A 20,600-nucleotide genomic window follows, 5' to 3' on the forward strand; every position below is an offset into this window, starting at 1 on the left:
CTCAGTCGCTCCGCAGGACGGTGTTGGGGTCGGCCCGCGTTGCCCGCAGGGTCGGCAGGGCGGTGGCGATGAGGGCCACCAGCACCAGTACCAGGCTAACACCGCCGTAGACGAGGGGGTCGCGCGCCGACTGCCGGAACAGGAGCGGCTCGATCCACCCGGAGAGGATCAGCGCCAGGACGAGGCCCGCAGCCACGCCGGCGAGCGTGAGCGTGAGTGCGCGCCTGAGCACCAGGGCGACCAGGTTCGCGCGCTGCGCGCCGAGCGCCGTACGGACACCGAGCTCGTGCATCCGTTGCGCCACGTCGTATCCCATCACCCCGTATAGGCCGATCGCAGCCACCACCAGCGCCAACGCGCCGAAGGCCAGAAACATCGTGGCGCCCATCCGCCAGGAGCGGTGGCGCTGGGTATACATGTCGCCCATGGCCTGTACGTAGAGGTAGGACAGGCCGGGCAGCTCCCGCTGCAGCGCCCGCCGGATGCCCTCCGCCTCGGCGCGGGCGTCACCTCGGATGCGGAGCGCAAGCTGCCAGCCGCCCTCGTCGAGCTGGGCCTGCGGCAGGTAGTAACGCAAGGTGCGCTCCGCCAACGGGTCCTGCAGCGCATCCTCGGCGACACCGATCACGGTGGTGCAGGGCATCGTCTCGGGCGGCCGGTTCATCCAGCCCACGCGAATGCATTGGCCCAGCGGATCCCGGTCGGGCCACAAGGTCTGCGCCATCGCGGCGCTTACCACGACGACCGGCGGGCTGCCGTCCCGGTCGGCGCCGGTAAAGGCCCGGCCGCGGAGGATGCGGGTCTTCACTACGTCGAAGTACCGGTGCGAAGCAATCTGATAGCTGAACCGTCCGAGGCGCGTCACCGAATCGATGCCTGGCACGGCGAGACCGAATGTCGAGGTGCCCTGCATCGGGACGCTGGAGACCCACGCCGCGGCCTCGACGGCGGGAAGCCGGTGGGCCGCCTCGAGGATGTGGTCGCGAACGGCGATGCGTTCGGCCGGGCTAGTCGCCGAGCCGCGGCGTTCCCAGACCATCAGGAGTACCGGTTCGGGATCGAAGCCGGCCGGCAGCGCCTGAACGCGCACCAAGCTGCGCACGAAGAGGCCGGCGCCCACCAGCAGGAGGACGGAAAGCGCAGCTTGCGCCACCAGGAGCATCGATCGGGCGTGCGACCGGTCCGCCGAGCCGGCGCGGCTGCCCGTCGTGAGCCGGCTTGCGGGCAACTCGCGCCGGGCGAACAGTACGGGAGCGACCCCTGTGGCTACTGCCGCCAGCAGCGCAGCGGCGCTGGCGAGGCCCAGGGTCCGCCAGTCGGTTACCACGTCGAACGAACTCGCGAATGGCAGGAACATCCGCTGGAGCCCGATGCCGGCCCATTGCGCGGCGAGCAGACCGGCGGCGCAGCCGATCAGCGAGAGCAGCAGGCTCTCGGTGAGCGCTTGGCGGACCAGACGCCCGCGGCTTACCCCCAACGCGAGGCGCAATGCGAGCTCCCGCCGCCGGCCGACCGCGCGCGCCAGATACAGATTGGCGACGTTGGCGCAGGCGATGATCAGCACGATCGCGGCGACGCCCGCGACCCAGAGCAGCGTGCGCATCTCGAGGCCGGCGTCCGGCCCGGCCGCCGTCTGCAGTGGCCCGGCCATCGCGCGCGGGCTGGCGCGTTCGGTCTGCAGGAAGTTCGGATGCACCGCGCGCGCGGCCACCCGGCTCCGGACGAACGCCGCGGTCAGGTCCGCGGTCGCCTGGTCACGATCGATGCCCGGCTTACGGCGGACCATCATCTCGGTCCAGTCCCAGGTGTACTGATGATGGTAGTCGGTCGGGGCTCCCCAGCCTTCGTGGACCGCGTAGGCCGTGATCGGAATGAAGACGGCCGGATCGCGGGTCTGCGCGACGCCCACGAAGCCGGGCGGTGCCACACCCACTACCTGGTAACGTGCGGAGCCGATCTGGATCGTTTCGCCCAAAACGTTCCGGCCGCCGAGCTCGGCCTGCCAGAATCGATGGCCGAGCACCACGACGTCGGTGCCCGCCGGCAGTGCATCCTCGGCCGGCCCGAAGAATCGGCCTGCTGCAGGTCGCGCCTCGAAGAAGTCGAAGAACGAGGCGCTCACGCCATAGACAGGGTGTTCCCGCGCATCCTCACCGCTCCCGATCGCATGGCGTGCCGCCACGAACGCCGCGGATTCGGAAAAGGATGATGTCCAGCGCCGCAGATCGAGATAGCGGGTATAGGGGAAACTCACCGAAGTGGTGGTGGCGTCGTTGCGACCGCTGAGCTGCAGATAGACCCGATCCACCGTGGCAGGATCGCGCAGGTACGGATAGGGCCGGAACATCAGCCGGTCGATCACCCCGAACATCGCCGCGTTGGCGCCGATGCCAAGCCCGAGCGTCAGGATGACCGTTGCCGCGAATCCGGGCGAGCGACGGAGACCGCGCAGGGCATATCGAATGTCCTGCAGCAGATCGTCGAGCCAGCGGATCGACCACATATCCCGGGTGTTCTCTTTGAGGCGGGTCAGGTTGCCCAACCGGCGGACGGCTGCCGAGCCGTCGTCGCGCTCCAGCTGTGCCCGGTGAAAGCGCAGCTCCTCAGCCAGCTCGGCATCGAGCCGGTCGCGCCTGGGCCAGTCGCGCAGCTTGGCCAGCAGCTCGCGGAAGGTCATTGGGCTGGCTTCATGACCCGCGCAATGGCTGCGACCAAGTCGGCAAAGCCGCTTTCCTGCTCACCGAGCTGTCGGCGACCGGCCGTCGTGACGGTGTAGTACCGCGCCCGCTGGTTGTTGGGCGTTACCCCCCACTCGGCCTTGATCCAGCCCTTCTGTCGCATCCGCTGCAGGGCCGGATAGAGCGACCCTTCCTCGACCTTGAGCACGTCCTGTGAGAGCCGCTGGATGTGCTGCGCGATGCCGTAACCGTGCATCGACTGTGCGGTGAGGGTCTTCAGGATCAACATGTCGAGCGTGCCGGGGAGGAGATCGCGCTTGGAATCGGGCGCCATGGCAGGGGCATCGTTCATCTAGGGGATAGACAATCTATGTCCTGGCAGGTTTCCCGCAAGAGGGCGTCGTATCGAAGGGGTGTCGGACGAATTAGAAACGCGGGTAACGCAGGCGGTCCGACCGGTCTGAGGCAGCCAAGCCGTGCCCATATAGAGTTGGACACGCCGTTTCGGGCTTTCGTTGCCGCCCTCCCGGAGTGGGTCGGCTCGGCGTAGTTTGCAGGATTCCAATCTGCCGTCAGATCCTGCCGTACCCCGTTCCCCCGACCGGAGTCATGATGCGGTCTCGTTGCGTCCTCCTTGGAGCACTTCTGGCTGCGGCTGCGGTGCCAGCCGGCGCACAAACTGGCACGCGAGCGGCCGGTGCCGACCGCCGGCTCGAGCCGCTCAAGCGCGAAGCACTGGCCCTGGTCGAGGCACGCGCCAAGCTGGTCCAGGAAATCAACGACCAGATCTTCAGCTACGGCGAGCTCGGTTTCCAGGAATCGGAAACGTCGCGCTATCTCGTCGGACTCCTGCGCAATGAGGGCTTCACGGTCACCGAGGGCATCTCCGGGATGCCGACCGCGTGGGTGGCGACGTGGGGTTCGGGTAAGCCGGTCATTGCGCTCGGTTCTGATATCGACGCGATTCCGCAGGCCTCGCAGATGCCGGGCGTTGCCTGCCGGGTACCGTTGGTGGACGGCGCCCCTGGTCACGGCGAGGGTCACAACTCCGGCCAGGCGGTGGTGATCGCGGCAGCGCTCGCGGTCAAAGGGCTGATGGAACGGGAGCGGCTGCCGGGCACGATCAAGATCTGGCCTGGGGTTGCCGAGGAGCAGCTCGGTGCCAAGGCGTTCTTCGCGCGCGACGGGCTCTTCAAGGACGTCGACGTCAGCTTCTTTACTCATGTCTTCCACAACTTCACGACGCCGTCGGAAGCCCCGAATGGGTACAGCGGCCTTGTCTCGCTCCTGTACACATTCCAAGGCGCCAGTGCGCACAGCGCCGGGGCGCCCTGGCGCGGCCGGAGTGCGCTCGACGCGGTCGAGCTGATGAACGTGGGGATGAACTATCGGCGCGAGCATCTCGGGCTCGACCACCGGTCCCACTATACGGTCCGGGATGGCGGGGATCAGCCTAACGTGGTTCCGTCGACCGCGTCGGTCTGGTACTTCCTGCGCGAGATCGAGGCGTCCGGCGTCCGGAGCGTCTGGGCCGTGGCCGACTCGGTGGCCCGGGGCGCCGCGATGATGACCGGCACCACCCTCGCGAGCACCCGCGTGCTCGGTGCCGCGTGGCCGCCCCATTTCAACCGGCCCGTGGCGGAAGCCATGGGGGCCAACATCAAGCGCGTCGGAATGCCGAAGTGGTCGGACGACGACGTCCGATTTGCCAAGGCGATTCAGCGTGAACTAAAAATGCCCGAGCGTGGTCTCGATACCATCGCTCGCGGGCTGGACCGACCGCCCCCGGCCGCGGAGCGCAGGGGTGGCGGGTCGGATGACATCGGCGACGTCTCGTGGTCGGTGCCGACGGTACAGCTCTTCTATCCCTCGAACGTGCCCGGCACGCCCGGGCACAACTGGGCCGACGCGATCGCGATGGCGACGCCGATCGCTCACAAAGGTGCGACCGCCGGGGCCAAGGCGCTGGCCCTCACCATGATCGATGTGCTGCTGACTCCAGCGCTCGTGACGGCTGCGTGGGACTATTTTCGCAATGAACAGACCAAGGACCTGAAGTACGAGCCGTTCGTGCGCGCCGAGGATCGTCCGGCCGTCGAACTGAACGGGCCGATCCTGGCGCGGTATCGCGACCGGATGCGACCCTACTACTATGACGCAGCCAAGTATCCCACCTACCTCGACCAGCTTGGCGTGAGCTATCCCACGCTGCGCGCGGCCGACGGCAGCTGCGGACCGCGGCCCCGTCCCTGATTGTCATGCACATGGAGCGACCAATGCGCCAACTCCTACTCCTGGGTACCCTCGTTTTCCTGGCCGATGCCGGCCTCCTGGCCCAGACCAGGTCGACCGCTCGGCCCGATCCGCGTCTGGCCCGTCTCAAGAAGGAGGTCGTCAGCGACGTCCAGGGCCGTGCCAAAGCGACCCAGGAAATGGTTGACCAGGTCTTCAGTTTCGGTGAACTCGGCTTCCAGGAGTTCGAAACCTCGAAGTACCTGACTGACATCCTGCGGCGCGAGGGCTTTACGATCGAGGAGAACTATGCCGGTATTCCGACGGCCTGGGTCGCTACCTGGGGTTCGGGCAAGCCGGTGATCGCGCTGGGCTCGGACATCGATGGCATTCCGCAGGCCTCGCAGTTCCCCGGGGTGGCGTGCCGGGCGCCGATGGTGCCTGGTGGCCCGGGCCATGGTGAGGGACACAACGCGGGCCAGGGCCTCAACATCACCGCTGCGCTGGCAGTCAAGCGCCTGATGGAGCGTGAAAAGATTCCCGGCACCATCAAGCTCTGGCCGGGTGTGGCCGAGGAGCAGATCGGAACCAAGGCGTACTTCGTGCGGGCGGGGCTCTTCAAGGACGTCGACATCAACATCTTTACCCACGTGGCCAACACCCTGGGTGTTTCGTGGGGGCAGCCCGACGGCACCGGGCTCGTCTCGGTCGAGTACACCTTCCGTGGCACCTCGGCGCACTCGGCTGGTGCACCGTGGCGGGGGCGGAGCGCGCTCGACGCGGTCGAGTTGATGAACGTCGGGTGGAATTTCCGGCGTGAGCATCTCCGGTTGTCGCACCGGTCGCACTACATCGTCAGTAACGGCGGTGACCAGCCCAACGTCGTTCCGCAGGTAGCGTCGGTCTGGTACTACTTCCGCGACACCGACTACCAGAACATCAAGTACGTCTGGGCTGTCGCCGACTCGATTGCGCTTGGGGCCGCGATGATGACCGGCACCACGCTCGAGCCGACTCGCGTGCTGGGTTCCGCCTGGCCGCAGCACCATAACAAGCCGATTGCCGAGGCCATGCACGAGAACATCAAAGTTGTGGGCATGCCGGAGTGGTCGGAGGACGATCAGCGGTTTGCCAAGGCGGTTCAGGTCGAGATGAAGGTGCGGGAGCAGGGCCTCAATACTGAGGTCGGCGAGCTGCGTCCACCGCCGCGTCCGGAAGACATGCGGGGCGGCGGGTCGGACGACATCGGTGACGTGACCTGGGCCCTGCCATCGGTCACGCTCCGCTTCCCGTCCAACATTCCGGGTCTGCCGGGTCATAACTGGACCGACGCGATTGCGATGGCAACGCCGGTTGCGCACAAGGGTGCCACGGCGGGTGCCAAGGCACTGGCCATGACGATGCTCGACATTCTGCTCACGCCGCAGCTGGTGACCGATGCCTGGGACTACTATCGGAACGTGCAGACCAAGGACGTCAAGTACGAGCCGCTGATTCGTCCGCAGGACCGGCCGGCGATTCATCTCAATGAGGGGATTCTGGCGCGGTATCGAGACAAGATGCGGCCCTTCTACTATGACGCGTCCAAGTATCCGACCTATCTCGAGCAGCTCGGCGTGAAGTATCCGATGGTGCGTGCGCCGAACGGCAGCTGTGGTCCTGTGGCGACTCCGTGACCGCACCGGACACTGCGGTACCCGGCGCGCCAGCGTTGGCCAAGTCCGAGGCGTGGGCAGCGCCGCCGCTCATTGCGGGAGACTGGCGGGACCTGACGATGGCAGAGTCGGTGCCCCTGTTGCTCCGCTATGCGCAGAAGGCGGAATCGGAACGACTCCGGCGGCTGTTCGTAGAGCACTGGCCGGTCCGGGTTCGTGCCATGCGGCCGCGCTGCTATCCGGGGTGGATTCTTGCGGAGGTCGAGGCGGTGCTGCCGGACGGCGAGGCCGGGCTGCTGGCCTTCCTCTACGGACCTGGCGGCATCACGACGATCGACGGCAGCTCGAACCCGATTCACGACCTGAACGGAACCGGGGCGCTGGCTATCAAGGAGCCGGCGTTGGCCCTCGACTACCTGCGGTTCTTCTGCAGCGCAATCCATGGTGAGGAGGGGCGCTTCCAGATCGTCGAGTCGCCCTTTGATCTGCTGCCGATTGCGGATGCGGAGGCCCGCGCGGCGGTCCTGGCCGCTTCCAAGTCTCTGCGACAGGCCTCCGTCCATGGTGGGGACGGAACTTATCTCGGGCACGGCTCGGTCCTCTACGGCGGCAGCCTGTTTCATGCCACGTTCTCGGTGCAGCCCACCGGCAACATCACCATGGTCGACGACGAGCCCGTGACCCGCTTGCGGGTCCGACGTGAACTCTTCCGACCGCCCTTCAGGATCGTCGATGACGAGGGGTATGATGCCTAACGATGGAGCGGTGAGATGAGTCCGGATGGACGGCGGCTGCCCGATACCTGGGCATCGATGGCTGGGCGGGAGGATGATGCGGCGGGCGCTCGGCGGCAGCGGCCGATGGCGACCCTCAAGATGCCCGACAGCCTGGGTACGCCTGGTCTGCTGATCGGCTGGTCGCTCGAAATGGAGCGGGGGCGCCGCCCGATGGGCTTCGGGGCCGGCGATGCGCAGCGCGCGCCGCGTTCCGGCTACATCGATCCGATTCTGATGGAGACCGATGGTCACCTGATTACCGTTGCGCCGACCGGGGCGGGCAAGGGGGTAGGGTGCATCATCCCGGCGCTGCTCCGGTACGACGGGCCGATCATCGCGATCGATCCGAAAGGGGAAAACGTCGCCATCACGGCGCGGCGGCGGCGCGAGCTGGGTCATCAGGTCATCGTGCTCGATCCAATCGGCATTACCGATCAGCCGGCGGCGGCGCTCAATCCCCTCGATATGCTCGACCCGACCTCGGCCACGACGGTGGATGAAGCGGCGGCGCTGGCCGGGGTTCTGATCGATCACAGGCAGGACGAGAAGAATCGATTCTGGTACGAGCGGGCGGCGCACCTCCTCTTCGGGGTCATTCTGCATACGATTGCGGACTATCCCGTCGAAGAACGTAATCTGAACACCGTGCGGAACTTGATCGGGTTGAGTTCCGGCGATCCGGACAAGCTGATCGAGGCAATGCGGATCTCGGTGCACCCCGAGGCCCGCGCCGTGGCACAGTCGCTCGCGGTCGGTGCCGCCGAGACCCGCGGCTCGATCGTCGCCGTGGCGCAGGATGGTGTCGACTTCCTCCGGGGCCCGCTGGTTCAGAATGCCATCCGGGAGACCACTTTCGACCTCGACGACGTGACGTTAGGCAAGCCGCTCTCGATCTACATCGTGGTCCCACCCCATATGCTCGAGAGCCACGGCAAGCTGCTTCGGCTCTGGATCGCCACGCTGATGACGGCGATCACCCGGCGGCGAAGCCGGGCCAAGCAGGCTACGCTGTTTCTTCTGGACGAGGCCGCACAGTTGGGCACCCTGCCGCAATTGCGGCAGGCGATCACGCTGCTGCGCGGCTATGGGATGCGGACCTGGAGTTTCTGGCAGGATCTGAGCCAGCTTCGGCTGCTCTATCCGTCGGACTGGCAAACCATGGTCAACAACTGTCAGGTGCTGCAATGCTTCGGGGCCTTCAACTCGCTCGCTGCCCGTGACCTGCATGAGCTGACGGGATTCGGGACGCCCGACGCCATCGTCGACCTCGAGAATCACGAGATGATTCTACAGATCAGCGGCGATCAGCCCGTGATTGCCCGGGTACCGAACTACCGCTTTGATCCGCCCTTCAAGGGCCTGTTCGATGCCAATCCGTATTTCGATCCGGATCAGAACATCCTGCCGAAGGATCCGCCGCGGATCCGATTGTTCGAGCGGCCTGAACCGGCAGTTCCTGCTCCGCTGCCAGTACCGGCGTTCCTGTCCCAGATGGATGAAGAGGAGGAATCAGACGAGGCGGCCGAGCCGGTCAGGGTGGGAGAAACGGATCGGCTGCTTCAAGTGTTGCTCGCGGGATGGGGCGATACCGGGCGTCCGCCATCTGCGCCGGGTTGATCCGGCAGTCTCAGCCACCGGGTCATTGAGCTCGATCACAGGCCGGCATCCGAAAGGGGTGCCGGCCTGTGCACGTTTCGGAGGCAGGCGCATCTCCCGGACCACTTCGGTTAAAGGAACGTGGTATGTCGGGTCGAATCGCTGCTGCCGTGATGCTCCTGGGTGCGATGCTGGTCGGGTGCGGGTCCGATGGTCCGACGGAGGTGGAGCTGCCGGCGGGTGAGCTGGCGGTGCCGGCCAAGGTTGCGCCCGGGCTGCTTGGCAACCAGGCCACTCGAAGCATGGCTGCCGACGCGGCCGGATTTGCCCAGCCAGTGCCGTCGGAACCGCCAATGCCGGTCGTGCTGCCCGATCGGATGCTGATCCGCACTGGATACGCCTCGATTCGAGTCGACACCCTCGAGGCCGCGATTCGGCGGGTGACCGAGGTCGCGGGTCTGATGGGTGGCTACGTAGCCAACAGCTCGTTTCAGACGGGTGAGCAGGCTGCTCGGAGTGCCACGCTCGAAATCAAGCTGCCCACCGCACGATATCAGGCTGCGTTCGATCAGTTGAGCGGCATCGGCAGGGTGACCAATGCCTCGACGTCGACTCAGGATGTCGGCGAGGAGTATGTCGACATCTCGGCGCGGACGGCCAATGCCAAGCGACTGGAAGAACGCCTCGTCACCCTGCTGGCAACCCGGGCCGGCAAGCTCGAAGAGGTGCTTGGCGTGGAGCGCGAGCTGGCCCGGGTTCGTCAGGAAATCGAGCGCTACGAGGGGCGGCTGCGGTATCTCGAGCGCCAGGTGGCCATGAGCACGTTGTCGGTTACGGTCTTCGAATCCGGACCGCTGGTCGGCAACCCCGGTGACAACGTGATACGGGATGCGTTCAAGGAGGCGTGGCGGAATTTCGTGGGCGTGGTGGCGGGCGGCATTGCGCTGCTTGGCGTGATCGTGCCGGTCGGGCTGGTGCTGGTCGGGGTCGGGTTCGGGGTACGCTCCTGGCGACGTCGCCTGGTGCCGGCCGCACCGCGGTCGATCAGTTCCGAAGGGTCCGCCCTCGGTTGAGCGGGTTCGGCTCCGCCGGGTCGGCGAGGTCCGAGAGCTCCGGGGGACGAATGCTCAGGTCGAGGGCCAGGTAAAGCATCCGGGCGTAGGGGAAAATGATAAAGGGTGTGACGACCGCGATGCCCAGTCCGATGAACAGGAGCCTGGTCCAGGGCACGTCCGGCCAGGTGGCGAACATCCCGATGACGAAAAAGACGACGAAGACGCCTTCGGTCGCGAAGATGTTAATGCTGTAGCTGCCGATCCAGTAGCCTGGCTCGTGGCGGTCGAAGCGGAAGCCGCAGGTGGGACAGTTCGGCGCAACTTTGAGCCAGCTGAGCAGGACTGGCCGGCCGCCGCAAGCGGGGCAGCGCAAACGGAGCGCTCGGCTGAAGATGGTCTTCGGTCGGGGCAGCGGCTTCGCGGGTCTGACCTGAGGGTCAGATGGGGAGTTCATCGCGCACCAGCACCAGGATCGCGCCCTGGGGAACCACCAGGTACTTCTTGTCTTCGAAGGAAATCTCGACCGCGGCTTTGCGGAAGAAGATGGCGTGATCACCGACCCGGGCCTGCATGGGGCGGAAGCGCGGAGTCTTTTCCAGGGCGCGCCAGGGCTCCTCGTCGAAGCTCGAGGCATCGGGCACCGGGTCGCCCGGTCCGGTGGCGACGATCAGGCCGCCCTGGATCTGCTGCGTATCCATGGCGGTGGCCGGCAGGTAGAGCCCGACTCGGGTTCGCTCCTCACCATCTTCCGGGGTGACGAGGACCCGGTCGCCCACGACGAGCAGTTTCTTCGGGAACTCCATGGTCTATCCTGCCTGGTGAACCGTAACGAGTTCGGTGACGCGGAGGCGGCGGATCAGGGTCGGCAGCCGGAGGGTGACCTCGTCGCCGACTCTGCGGTCGTTGAGGGCGCGACCCAGCGGCGACATCAGGGAGATATGCCCTGCGTCGATGTCCATCATCTCGGCCAGCACGAGTTGATAGGTCTCGATTTCCTCGGTCTCGACGTCGATCACGGTCACCTTGGAGCCCAGGCCGACCCGATCGATGGGAGCCTCGGTGTTGGCGAGCTGGGTCAGTTGGGCGAGCCGCTGATGGAGTTGACCGAGCCGGGCCTGGACCAGCTGCTGGCGTTCCAGGGCGGCCTTGTATTCCGAGTTCTCCCGGAGGTCGCCCAGGGCAACAGCCGTCGCAATGGCTTGTGGCAAGGTGATCTTGAGTTCATGCGTCAGCGCTTCGATCTCGGCGCCGAGTTTTTCTCGCATCTCACGGATCATGGGCGACTCCGGGCTCCAGAAAAGACGCTGGCCCGGCTGGGTTGCAGCCGGGCACAGGGCGAACCAACCGCCAAATCGTAAGGTACCTACAATCGGGTCGGAGCGAAACGGGTCCTTCGAACGTGTCTAAGTGATTGGTATGTCGTGGTATATGATCGGCGTGTGCAGCAGGGACCTGGTTCGGTCGGGCACCCTTGTAATCGGGGGTTCGGTATTCGGATTTGCCGGGCCTTCGGCTGAATGATTTTCTTGACGCAACCTCTTGTCGCAGTTAAACTTCCGCCCGTCGTGGGAGTGGCCTCCCCGGCCTCACTACGAATCCTCATCAATCTCGGATTTGCAGCGCATGGAACGAAGCCCCAACCGCGTCAAGCGCGCGTGGATGGCCAGGGTTGCCCTCTTGGGCCTGGTCCTTCTCGTCGCCGCGTGTGCCGACAGCTACCCGAACTATCCGCAGACGACACTCGATCCGCGCAGCGACTTTACCCGATTGATCGACAGCCTGTTCCGCCAGACATTCTGGTGGGCCATGGCTGTCTTCGTTCTGGTTGAGGCTGCGCTGATCTATGTGCTGTGGCGGTTCCGGGCCAAGCCCGGCGATGCGGAGCCTGAGCAGACGCACGGCAATACGACCCTCGAAATCGTCTGGACCGTCGTTCCTGCGATCATTCTGGTGTTCATTGCCGTGCCGACCGTCAAGACGATCTTCAAGACCTCGTTGCCTGCGCCGAACCCCGAGGTCGAGGTCGAGGTGATCGGGCATCAGTGGTGGTGGGAGTTCCGCTATCCCAAACTCGGCGTGGTTACCGCCAACGAAATGGTGGTGCCGGTCGGCAAGATGATCGGCCTCAAGATGTGGAGCGCCGACGTGCTGCACAGCTTCTGGTCGCCGCAGCTGGCCGCCAAGCGGGACGTTTTCCCGGTCTTTCCGAACACCAAGTATCCCAAGATCAATCCGCTCTGGTTCACGGCCGATTCGACCGGCGACTACAGTGGGCAGTGCGCCGAGTTGTGCGGTATCCAGCATGCGACGATGGGCCTTCGGGTCATCGTCAAGTCGGACGCCGATTTCGAGGCCTGGGTTGCGGCTCGGCAGGTCGGCTCGCCCCTGGTCGAGGGTGGCCGGGTTCCGGCGGCTGTCGACAGCGCCTGGAAGGCTGACACCATCCATACCAAGGGTCAGGCTGCGTTCGTGGCCGGTGGCTGCATGACGTGCCACGCCATGGCTGGGACCCCGCTGGCGGGTGCGATGACGCTGCGCGGCCCCAACCTGAGCCACTTCGGCAGCAGGGTGTCGATCGGCGGCAATATGTATGAGAACACGCCGACGAACCTTGCCGCCTGGCTTCGGGATCCGCAGGCGATGAAAAAGGGCAGTCACATGATCCTGCCCCGGCCGCTCACTGAACCGGAGATCGACGCGCTGGTCGCGTATCTCCGGATGCACAAATAAGGCGACGAGCCATGGCAACCTCGGTACTCGAGCATCGTCCTCCGGCGCTTCCGCACGTTCACCCGAAGACCGGGATCTGGAGCTGGATCACGACGGTCGATCACAAGCGGATCGGCATCATGTATGGTGCCACCGCGTTCCTGTTCTTTCTGTTGGGCGGGATCGAAGCGTTGATCATGCGGATGCAGCTGACCGGGCCGAACGGCAAGCTGGTCGATCCGGATACGTTCAACGCGTTGTTCACGATGCACGGCACGACCATGATCTTTCTCGGGGTCATGCCGCTGTCGGCGATGTTCTTCAACTATTTCATCCCGATCCAGATCGGGGCACGAGACGTCGCGTTTCCGCGGCTCAACGCCTTCAGCTACTGGGTCTTCCTGCTGGGCGGCCTCTTCATCAACGCGAGCTTCGTGGTGGGCGCGCCGCCCGATGGGGGCTGGTTCGGTTATGCCAACCTGACGTCATCGCGGGTGATTCCGGCGACGGCTGCGGCGCCGTCGCCGGGGCTCAACATCGACTTCTGGGTGCTTGGCCTCCAGATCCTCGGTGTGGCCTCGGTTGCGGCGGCAGTCAACTTCTTCGTCACCATCATCAACATGCGGGCGCCCGGAATGCGGATGCTCCGGATGCCGATGTTCGTCTGGATGAGTTTCGTGGTGCAGGTGCTGCTGGTGCTGGCCTTCCCGGTCATCACCGTCGCGCTCATCATGCTGATGTTCGACCGCAATTTCGGGTCGAGCTTCTTCATGCCCGATGGCGGCGGCGATCCGGTCATGTGGCAGCACCTCTTCTGGATCTTCGGACATCCGGAGGTCTACATCCTGATTCTGCCGGCGTTCGGTATCACGTCGGAGATTCTTCCGGTCTTTTCGCGGAAGCCGCTCTTCGGCTACACCGCGATGGTGTTCTCGGGCATCTTCATCGGTTTCGTCGGATTCGGCGTGTGGAGTCACCACATGTTCGCCACCGGCATGGGACCGTTTGCCGACACCTTCTTCTCGATTGCCACCATGGTGATCGCGATACCGACCGGTGTGAAGATCTTCAACTGGCTGGGCACCATGTGGGGCGGCTCGATCCGGTATACGACAGCCATGCTCTCGGCGATCGCGATGGTGGCGCTCTTCGTGATCGGTGGTCTGTCGGGCGTGATGCATGCGTCGCCGCCGGCCGACTTGCAGCAGACCGACACGTACTTCATCGTGGCGCACTTCCACTACGTGCTCTTCGGTGGCGCCATCTTCGGCTTGACGGCCGGCGCGTACTACTGGTGGCCGAAGATGTTCGGTCGCCTGCTCGATGAGAAGCTGGGCAAGGCCCACTTCTGGCTGATGTTCATCGGGATGAATCTGACCTTCTTCCCGATGCACTTCCTCGGCCTGCACGGCATGCCGCGCCGGGTGTATACCTATCCGGAAGGCCTCGGCTTCGAGTTCTGGAACCGGGTCGAGACCTACGGCTCGTTCATGATCGCATTCGGCTTCCTGGTCTTCATCATCAACATCATCAAGACCTGGCGCGGGCCGGCCAATGCGCCTGCCGATCCGTGGCGCGGCGCGACCCTGGAGTGGTCGATTCCGTCGCCGCCGCAGGAGTTCAACTTCCCGAAGCTGCCGGTGGTGCACAGCTCGGTGCCGCAGTGGGATGCGCGGCGCGCGGCAGGCGGCGAGTTGCCGGAGCCGCAGCCGGTCAGCGGCGAAGACATCCATATGCCGAACCCGTCGTACTGGCCGCTGGTGGCCGCGATCGGCGTGTTCCTGCTGTTCTTCAGCCTGCTGTTCATCCGGACTTGGTCGAGCTGGTGGATCTTCACGATCTTCAGCGCGCTCTGGCTGTTCTACGGCGTGTACCGGTGGGCCTTCGAACCGGCGCACTGAACACCGCGGCTGCAACCATTGATCGGGACGGGGCGAGCTACGGCTCGCCCGCTAGATAAACTGGAGATTTGACACGTGGCACACGCCGCATCCCAACCTGCCGAGCCGGGCGCGATCGACGAGCATCACTGGACGTCGACCGGCATTGACAACCGCAAGATAGCCCTCTGGTCCTTTATCGGGTCAGAGTGTCTGTTCTTTGCGACTCTGATCTCGACCTATCTCGTCTACAAAGGCAAGAGTCTGGTTGGTCCGCTGCCGCACGAGGCCTCCGAGTGCGTCATCAACGGTACCAAGCAGACCTGCGAGGCCATCTTCGAGATTCCGCTGGTCACGTTCGGCACGGCGGTCCTGTTGTTCAGCTCGCTCTTCGTGGTGCTCGCGCTCTACGGCGCGCAGAAGGGCAACCGCAAGATGATGATCGGCTGGCTCACAGCCACGGTCATTGCCGGTCTCTTCTTCGTCGGCATGCAGGTCTACGAGTTCTACCATTTTTTCCACAAGGGGTTGGGGTTCAGCACCAATCTCTTCGGGTCGACCTTCTATACCCTGACCGGCTTCCATGGAACGCACGTTTCGATCGGCGTGATCTGGCTTGCCACGATGCTGGTCCTGGCCATTCGCGGGAAGTTGCCGCCTGAGAAGGCGCTCAACCTGGAACTGGCCGCATTATACTGGCACTTTGTCGACGTGGTGTGGATCGTGATCTTCCCCGTCGTCTACCTGATGCGCTGAGGAAGGATCCGAACCATGGCATCCCATAGCGAAAGCCATTCCGAGCACGCGCATCCGACGCCCGGGCTCTACGTCAAGATCGGCGTCGTGTTGTTCGCGTTGACGGCACTCGAGGTGCTGGCCTACGAAATCGGTGTGCGGCCGACCATGCCGCTCCACAGTGTGATCGAGCCGCTCGTCGTCCCGATTCTGCTGATTTTGTCGGCCGCAAAGTTCGCGCTGGTCGCAATGTTCTACATGCATCTCAAGCAGGATTCGGCACTGCTGAGCCACCTGTTTGTCTGGCCGCTCCTGATTGCGGCCGCGATCATTCTCGCACTCATCGTACTCCACGAGTACTGGATCAAGACGACCTTCCCATGAGCTTTTCCCGCGCCGGCCTCGTCGGGCTCGCCCTCGTCTCCGGGGCCGTGTCGGCGGCCGGCGCGCAGGATCGGAAACTGACGCAGTGGGAGCAGGTAGCCCGCGATCTTCTCGCCGAGCTGGTCGGCTACAATACCTCACAATCCGGCGGCGAGATGACGAAGGCGGCCGAAGCCATGGCCGCCCGCGTCCGCGCGGCTGGTTTCCCCGCATCCGATGTCGTGGTCGTCGAGTCGGCACCGAACAAAGGCAATCTGATCGTGCGGTTGCGGGGTCGTTCGTCGAACAAGAAGCCGATCCTGCTCCTTTCGCACCACGATGTGGTTGAAGCCAACCCGGCCGACTGGACCCTCCCGCCGTTTGAGTTTCTCGAGCGTGACGGCACCTTCTACGGTCGAGGCGTGGCCGACGACAAGGATGAGGGGGCAATTCATCTCGCCCTGATCATGCGGATGAAGGCGGAAGGGTACGTACCCGATCGCGACATCATTGTGGCGCTGACCGCCGACGAAGAGGGTGGTCCGGACAACGGCGTGGTCTGGCTGCTCGAGAATCGCCGCGACCTGGTTGATGCCGAGTTCGTCCTCAACGAGGGCGGGGGCGGCCAGCTGCGCGATGGCGTCAAGGTGGCCAACGCGGTCCAGGCCAGCGAGAAGAAGGTCCAGGATTTCACGCTCGAGGTGACCAACCCGGGCGGACACAGTTCCCGCCCGGTCAAAGACAACGCCATCAGCCACTTGAGTGCGGCGCTCGTCCGCATCGGCGCGTTTGACTTCCCGGTCCGACTGAATGAAGTGACGCGGGCGTATTTCACCAGGACGGCGACGCTGGTCGAGCCCAAGCTGGGTGCGGCGATGCGCGCCATCGTGGCGAACGAACGGGATGCGGCTGCGGCTGGGACCTTGTCGGCCGATCCAGGCTACAACTCGATGCTGCGCACTTCATGCGTGGCTACCATGCTCAACGCGGGACACGCCCGAAACGCACTGCCGCAACGGGCCCGCGCCAATGTGAACTGTCGGATCCTGCCCGACGAGACGCCGGAGCAGGTGCAGCAGACGCTCGAAGGCATCATCGCCAATCCGAAGGTGTCGATCACGCCGGTCAGTCGCGCCACCGACAGCCCGCCTTCACCACTCACACCCGAGCTGATGAAGCAGATCGAGCGGGTTACCGCAGAGATGTGGCCCGGCGTACCGGTTCTGCCGACCATGAGTACGGGAGCTACCGACGGGCTCTACTTTCGAAACGCCGGCATCCCGGTCTATGGTGTGTCCGGCCTGTTCTACGGAGACAGCGGTGCGCACGGCATGAATGAGCGCATCTCGGCCGAGGCCTTCTATGAGGGTCTCGAGTTCATGTACCGCCTGGTCAAGAGTCTGACCAATCCTGGCGTGAGTTGAGCCCGATGCGGCCCGGGCCGATCGTGATCGGGCACCGCGGCGCGTCGGGGTACCGCCCCGAACACACCCTCGAATCCTACCGGCTCGCCATTGCCCAGGGCGCCGACGTCATCGAGCCGGATCTCGTGATGACGCGGGACGGCGTCTTGGTGGCGCGCCATGAGAACGAGATCGGCCAGACCACCGATGCCGCGATCAAGTACCCGGAACGACGCCGCACTGCCCTCATCGATGGTGCCGAGTATACCGGCTGGTTCGTCGAGGACTTTTCCCTCGCCGAGATCAGGACGCTGCGGGCCCGCGAACGGCTCAGCTTCCGATCTCACGATCACGACGGCCTGTACCAGATTCCGACCTTGGACGAGGTAATCGACTTCGTTCAGGCGGAGGAGCGACGGCTGGGTCGACGAATCGGGATCTATCCGGAAACCAAACATCCCAGTCACCACGAGGCGTTGGGCCTCCCGATTACCGAAGCACTGCTGCTGACGCTCGACCGTTTCGGGTATCGAGAACGCGGGGATCCTGTCTATATCCAGTCGTTCGAGACGGCCAACCTGCGCTGGGCCCGGGAACGGACTCGACTCCGCCTGGTCCAGCTGATCGAGCCGCGCGGACGCCCGGCCGACTTCGTTCTGGCGGGAGACCTCCGCGCCTATGCCGACCTGATCGCGAGCGGCGGACTGAAGGCCCTGGCTGAGTATGTCGATGGCATCGGTGTGGCCAAGGAACTGGTCCAGCCGATTGGTGCGGAGGGACGGCTCGACCCGCCTACCACGCTCGTGGCCGAGGCGCATCGGGCCGGGTTGTTCGTTCATGTCTGGACTCTGCGAGCCGATCCGGAGTATTTGCCTGCTGGGTATGACGGCGATGCAGAGCGCGAAGTACGGCACTTTGCCGATCTCGGCGTCGATGGAATCTTTACCGACTTTCCCGATATTGCGGTGCGGGCTCTCGGCCGGCGCAGTCAATGAAGACGGGCGCCATCGGCCGCAGTTCGGTGGTGGCGCCTGGCGACGAGTCGGGCCCTGGCAGCTAGCGGCCTGAAGGCGGCCAGGCGTGCAGCAGTCTGCGCAGCTGGACGATCTGGCCCAGATGGTAGCTGTTGTGCAGTACCAATTCCCAGAGAAGCCCCTCGACGGTCCGGCCGGTGTTTCGGTCGAGAATGCGCGACAGGGTCGAGGCCCGTGCATCGGCCAGCGTTGCCAGCTGATCCAGGTTGGTTCGGAAGAAGCCCACTTCGTGCTGCCAGGCGAGATCGTCCTCCAGCCCGGCTATCGTCGGCCAGCTGGCCTGCTCGTCCTCAAGGCCGGTTTCGACACCTTCGATCCGTTTGAGGCCCCAATCGATCCAGTAGTTCATGTGGCCAAGGATCTGCCAGATACTGTGCGGCAGGTCCGGAACGTTCTGAGCGGCCAGCTCTCGCGTCAGGTCTTCGACACACCGGATCGGGTCGATATGGACCCCGCGACCATGGATCAAATCGGAGAGCGGACTCATACGTCAAGAAGTTGGCGGGATCGGCACGACTCGGCAAGCGCGTAAATCGACCTTACGTGGCGGCTGGTCGGATGGGCCACGCCAGCAGCGCCATGGCAACCGTCGTTTCGTACTCGGCAGCGGCCGAGTCGGCAGTAAGTTGCACGGCGGCAGCCCTGCGACACGACTCTTCCGCATCTTCCCACGCATCGAGCGCAAAATACTGCGGCTCCAGAGCGCGATAGCTTGGGAAGTCCTCCTGAATCGGACAGCTGTTGTCGATCACGTCCTGACGCTCGTTGACCAGGCCGAGTCCCATCAGGCGGCAGACAGCTGGGCGCGCATGGTAGACGAGACAGCGCCCGGCATCGTCGAGCAGCGGGCACGGCAAGGCTGCCAGGGCATCGCTCAGTCGGTCGAAGCGTTCATCACCGATGGCGCGGATATCGTACGGGGCGGCCCACTCGGGTTCGAGCGCGCGGACGGCGTCGGCGTGGACGCTGGCCCGGGCCAGGATCTCGTGCCGGGTACTCTCTGGCAGGCTCCCGACGGCATCGATCAATGCCGCCACGTCCGCAATCGAGATGTCGAACGGGCCGTGACAGCAGGCAGTACAGCCTGCCCGGCAGGGTATCACGCCAGGGTGGTCGCTGGCTGCCTGGGCCTGCCACCGATCCAGCTCGGCGAGGAGCGGGAGGTAGCTGCCCGGCGTCATGCGCGGCGGGCGGCTGTCAGCGCGTGGGCTGCTATCAGGATCCACCCTGCAATCAGAGCGACCCCGCCGAGCGGTGTAATTGCGCCGAGCCAGCGGGTGTTGGTCAGGACGAGCAGGTAGAGGCTGCCCGAGAAGATCGCGATTCCCGCGGTGAAGGCCCAAGCCGCCCACTCGAGCCGCGCCGAGGGCGCATGCGCCGCCCATGCGGCGAGCGCAAGCAGCGCCACCGCATGGGTCAGATGGTATCGCGTCGCCGTTTCGAAAATCACGAGGTCGGCAGCCGGCACGCGCTTGGCCAATCCGTGCGCACCAAATGCGCCCAAACCGACGCCGACTGCGCCCAGGATGCCCGCCAGGGCGGCGATCCGATAGGCCGTCATTCGGACGAGGCCGACAGGACGGACTCGTCGACACCCATGCCCATGGCGTGGTAGCCGTTGTCGACGTACATCACCGTTCCAGTAATTCCGGCGGCCAGGGGGCTGGCCAGGAACGCCGCAGCGTTGGCGACATCGGTTGCCTCGAAGTTGCGGGTCAGCGGGCTGTGCTGCTTCGTGTAGCGAATCATCCGTTCGATCAGTCCGATGGCACTCGCGGCGCGCGAAGCGTACGGGCCCGCCGAGATCGTGTTGACGCGAATGCCGATCCGCCGGCCAGCCTCGAATGCGAGGGTGCGGGTGTCCGACTCAAGCGCCGCTTTGGCCGACGACATGCCGCCCCCGTAACCTGGAATGACACGCTCGCTTGCCATGTAGGTGAGCGAGACCGCAGAACTGCCGGGCCGGAAGAGCGGAGCAAAGGTCCGGATCATGGCAATATTGCTGTAGGCGCTGACACCCACCGCGTCGAGGTAGCCGCGCCGGCTGGTGTCGAGCAGCGGCTGCCGCACCTCCGGGCCATTGGCCAGGCTGTGCACCAGAATGTCGAGACAGGGCGATCCGAAATCGGCAGCCAGGCGATCCGCGATGCCCTTGATCGAGAAGTCTCCTCGTTCACGGTACCGCTTATTCTCCCGAATCTCGGCCGGTGCGTCGTCGAGTGTGTCGTAGGCCGCGTCGAGTGGGTAGATCCGCTCGAAGCTCAGCGCGGATCCGTCGGCGAGCCGCATCGAGTCCGCCATCTTGCCGCGCTCGAGCAGCTTTTCGAAGATGCCCATTGCGGGAGGCCAGGTTCCCAGGCAGACGGTGGCGCCAGCCTCGGCCAGCGCCTTGGCAATCGCGAAACCGAAGCCGCCGTCGTCGGCCACACCGGCCACGAATGCCCGTTTTCCGCGTAAGTCGATTGCCAGCATATGACAGAAGCT

General features: G+C 64.9%; 20 protein-coding genes. 11 read left to right on the plus strand and 9 right to left on the minus strand.

The window, feature by feature from the left end; translation table 11 throughout:
- Position 1 precedes the first annotated feature (1 nt).
- Positions 2-2,677: an ABC transporter permease gene (locus KF785_06860; protein ID MBX3146477.1), complete on the minus strand. Its 2,676-nt coding sequence runs from the start codon at positions 2,675-2,677 to the stop codon at positions 2-4.
- Positions 2,674-3,012: a PadR family transcriptional regulator gene (locus KF785_06865; GenBank protein ID MBX3146478.1), complete on the minus strand. Its 339-nt coding sequence runs from the start codon at positions 3,010-3,012 to the stop codon at positions 2,674-2,676. Before KF785_06865 ends, KF785_06860 begins: the two co-directional genes overlap by 4 nt.
- A 275-nt stretch (positions 3,013-3,287) precedes the next feature.
- Between KF785_06865 and KF785_06870 the strand changes: the two genes are divergently transcribed.
- The 5 genes from KF785_06870 to KF785_06890 all read left to right on the plus strand — a co-directional run bounded on the left by KF785_06870 (position 3,288) and on the right by KF785_06890 (position 10,010).
- Positions 3,288-4,931, plus strand: coding sequence for an amidohydrolase (locus KF785_06870; GenBank protein ID MBX3146479.1), 1,644 nt, complete (start codon positions 3,288-3,290; stop codon positions 4,929-4,931).
- A gap of 5 nt (positions 4,932-4,936) precedes the next feature.
- On the plus strand, positions 4,937-6,586 hold the full coding sequence (locus KF785_06875; GenBank protein MBX3146480.1) for an amidohydrolase: 1,650 nt from the start codon (positions 4,937-4,939) through the stop codon (positions 6,584-6,586).
- Positions 6,583-7,320, plus strand: coding sequence for a hypothetical protein (locus tag KF785_06880; protein ID MBX3146481.1), 738 nt, complete (start codon positions 6,583-6,585; stop codon positions 7,318-7,320). The genes KF785_06875 and KF785_06880 overlap by 4 nt, the downstream gene beginning before the upstream one ends.
- A 15-nt stretch (positions 7,321-7,335) precedes the next feature.
- Complete coding sequence (locus KF785_06885; protein MBX3146482.1) at positions 7,336-8,958, plus strand: type IV secretory system conjugative DNA transfer family protein; 1,623 nt, start codon at positions 7,336-7,338, stop codon at positions 8,956-8,958.
- A gap of 125 nt (positions 8,959-9,083) precedes the next feature.
- A complete protein-coding gene (locus tag KF785_06890; protein MBX3146483.1) occupies positions 9,084-10,010 on the plus strand; it encodes a DUF4349 domain-containing protein in 927 nt (308 codons plus the stop codon).
- On the opposite strand, the gene KF785_06895 is transcribed toward KF785_06890, so the two are convergent.
- Genes KF785_06895 through KF785_06905 form a run of 3 tightly spaced genes read right to left on the minus strand, consistent with a single transcriptional unit; the run spans position 9,982 to position 11,269 of the window.
- On the minus strand, positions 9,982-10,446 hold the full coding sequence (locus KF785_06895) for a DUF983 domain-containing protein (protein MBX3146484.1): 465 nt from the start codon (positions 10,444-10,446) through the stop codon (positions 9,982-9,984). The genes KF785_06890 and KF785_06895 overlap by 29 nt on opposite strands.
- On the minus strand, positions 10,430-10,795 hold the full coding sequence (locus tag KF785_06900) for a co-chaperone GroES (protein MBX3146485.1): 366 nt from the start codon (positions 10,793-10,795) through the stop codon (positions 10,430-10,432). Before KF785_06900 ends, KF785_06895 begins: the two co-directional genes overlap by 17 nt.
- Positions 10,796-10,798: 3 nt before the next feature.
- On the minus strand, positions 10,799-11,269 hold the full coding sequence (locus KF785_06905) for a GreA/GreB family elongation factor (protein ID MBX3146486.1): 471 nt from the start codon (positions 11,267-11,269) through the stop codon (positions 10,799-10,801).
- Positions 11,270-11,615: 346 nt separating this feature from the next.
- Between KF785_06905 and coxB the strand changes: the two genes are divergently transcribed.
- The 6 genes from coxB to KF785_06935 all read left to right on the plus strand — a co-directional run bounded on the left by coxB (position 11,616) and on the right by KF785_06935 (position 18,077).
- Complete coding sequence (coxB, locus tag KF785_06910; protein MBX3146487.1) at positions 11,616-12,722, plus strand: cytochrome c oxidase subunit II; 1,107 nt, start codon at positions 11,616-11,618, stop codon at positions 12,720-12,722.
- Between the two features lie 11 nt (positions 12,723-12,733).
- Positions 12,734-14,602: a cytochrome c oxidase subunit I gene (gene ctaD / locus KF785_06915; protein MBX3146488.1), complete on the plus strand. Its 1,869-nt coding sequence runs from the start codon at positions 12,734-12,736 to the stop codon at positions 14,600-14,602.
- Positions 14,603-14,677: 75 nt separating this feature from the next.
- Positions 14,678-15,337: a cytochrome c oxidase subunit 3 gene (locus KF785_06920; GenBank protein ID MBX3146489.1), complete on the plus strand. Its 660-nt coding sequence runs from the start codon at positions 14,678-14,680 to the stop codon at positions 15,335-15,337.
- 15 nt (positions 15,338-15,352) lie between these two features.
- Positions 15,353-15,700 carry a cytochrome C oxidase subunit IV family protein gene (locus KF785_06925; protein ID MBX3146490.1) on the plus strand — a complete coding sequence of 116 codons (348 nt, stop codon included), beginning with the start codon at positions 15,353-15,355 and terminating at the stop codon, positions 15,698-15,700.
- Positions 15,697-17,103 carry a M20/M25/M40 family metallo-hydrolase gene (locus KF785_06930; protein MBX3146491.1) on the plus strand — a complete coding sequence of 469 codons (1,407 nt, stop codon included), beginning with the start codon at positions 15,697-15,699 and terminating at the stop codon, positions 17,101-17,103. Before KF785_06925 ends, KF785_06930 begins: the two co-directional genes overlap by 4 nt.
- Before the next feature lie 5 nt (positions 17,104-17,108).
- Positions 17,109-18,077 (plus strand): glycerophosphodiester phosphodiesterase, encoded by a 969-nt coding sequence (locus tag KF785_06935; GenBank protein MBX3146492.1) that lies wholly within the window; start codon positions 17,109-17,111, stop codon positions 18,075-18,077.
- A gap of 61 nt (positions 18,078-18,138) precedes the next feature.
- On the opposite strand, the gene KF785_06940 is transcribed toward KF785_06935, so the two are convergent.
- The 4 genes from KF785_06940 to KF785_06955 are packed head-to-tail and all read right to left on the minus strand — an operon-like array spanning position 18,139 to position 20,588.
- Entirely contained in the window at positions 18,139-18,603 is a 465-nt protein-coding gene (locus KF785_06940) for a DinB family protein (GenBank protein MBX3146493.1), read from the minus strand.
- A gap of 52 nt (positions 18,604-18,655) precedes the next feature.
- Positions 18,656-19,342 carry a YkgJ family cysteine cluster protein gene (locus tag KF785_06945; protein ID MBX3146494.1) on the minus strand — a complete coding sequence of 229 codons (687 nt, stop codon included), beginning with the start codon at positions 19,340-19,342 and terminating at the stop codon, positions 18,656-18,658.
- The gene (locus KF785_06950; protein ID MBX3146495.1) at positions 19,294-19,677 is read right to left on the minus strand and encodes a DUF423 domain-containing protein; all 384 of its coding nucleotides are present in this window, start codon (positions 19,675-19,677) and stop codon (positions 19,294-19,296) included. Before KF785_06950 ends, KF785_06945 begins: the two co-directional genes overlap by 49 nt.
- Positions 19,674-20,588, minus strand: a complete 915-nt coding sequence (locus KF785_06955; protein MBX3146496.1) for an enoyl-[acyl-carrier-protein] reductase — start codon at positions 20,586-20,588, stop codon at positions 19,674-19,676. The genes KF785_06950 and KF785_06955 overlap by 4 nt, the downstream gene beginning before the upstream one ends.
- Between the last annotated feature and the right edge of the window lie 12 nt (positions 20,589-20,600).

It is taken from the genome of Gemmatimonadales bacterium, from assembly GCA_019637315.1.
Taxonomy (GTDB): domain Bacteria; phylum Gemmatimonadota; class Gemmatimonadetes; order Gemmatimonadales; family GWC2-71-9; genus SHZU01.

Excerpts from the sequence above, each read along its gene's own strand:
- KF785_06860 (MBX3146477.1), bottom strand. The coding sequence starts at position 2,677 with ATGACCTTCCGCGAGCTGCTGGCCAAGCTGCGCGACTGGCCCAGGCGC.
- KF785_06865 (MBX3146478.1), bottom strand. The coding sequence starts at position 3,012 with ATGGCGCCCGATTCCAAGCGCGATCTCCTCCCCGGCACGCTCGACATG.
- KF785_06870 (MBX3146479.1), top strand. The coding sequence starts at position 3,288 with ATGATGCGGTCTCGTTGCGTCCTCCTTGGAGCACTTCTGGCTGCGGCT.
- KF785_06875 (MBX3146480.1), top strand. The coding sequence starts at position 4,937 with ATGCACATGGAGCGACCAATGCGCCAACTCCTACTCCTGGGTACCCTC.
- KF785_06885 (MBX3146482.1), top strand. The coding sequence starts at position 7,336 with ATGAGTCCGGATGGACGGCGGCTGCCCGATACCTGGGCATCGATGGCT.
- KF785_06890 (MBX3146483.1), top strand. The coding sequence starts at position 9,084 with ATGTCGGGTCGAATCGCTGCTGCCGTGATGCTCCTGGGTGCGATGCTG.
- KF785_06895 (MBX3146484.1), bottom strand. The coding sequence starts at position 10,446 with ATGAACTCCCCATCTGACCCTCAGGTCAGACCCGCGAAGCCGCTGCCC.
- KF785_06900 (MBX3146485.1), bottom strand. The coding sequence starts at position 10,795 with ATGGAGTTCCCGAAGAAACTGCTCGTCGTGGGCGACCGGGTCCTCGTC.
- KF785_06905 (MBX3146486.1), bottom strand. The coding sequence starts at position 11,269 with ATGATCCGTGAGATGCGAGAAAAACTCGGCGCCGAGATCGAAGCGCTG.
- coxB (MBX3146487.1), top strand. The coding sequence starts at position 11,616 with ATGGAACGAAGCCCCAACCGCGTCAAGCGCGCGTGGATGGCCAGGGTT.
- ctaD (MBX3146488.1), top strand. The coding sequence starts at position 12,734 with ATGGCAACCTCGGTACTCGAGCATCGTCCTCCGGCGCTTCCGCACGTT.
- KF785_06925 (MBX3146490.1), top strand. The coding sequence starts at position 15,353 with ATGGCATCCCATAGCGAAAGCCATTCCGAGCACGCGCATCCGACGCCC.
- KF785_06930 (MBX3146491.1), top strand. The coding sequence starts at position 15,697 with ATGAGCTTTTCCCGCGCCGGCCTCGTCGGGCTCGCCCTCGTCTCCGGG.
- KF785_06935 (MBX3146492.1), top strand. The coding sequence starts at position 17,109 with ATGCGGCCCGGGCCGATCGTGATCGGGCACCGCGGCGCGTCGGGGTAC.
- KF785_06940 (MBX3146493.1), bottom strand. The coding sequence starts at position 18,603 with ATGAGTCCGCTCTCCGATTTGATCCATGGTCGCGGGGTCCATATCGAC.
- KF785_06950 (MBX3146495.1), bottom strand. The coding sequence starts at position 19,677 with ATGACGGCCTATCGGATCGCCGCCCTGGCGGGCATCCTGGGCGCAGTC.
- KF785_06955 (MBX3146496.1), bottom strand. The coding sequence starts at position 20,588 with ATGCTGGCAATCGACTTACGCGGAAAACGGGCATTCGTGGCCGGTGTG.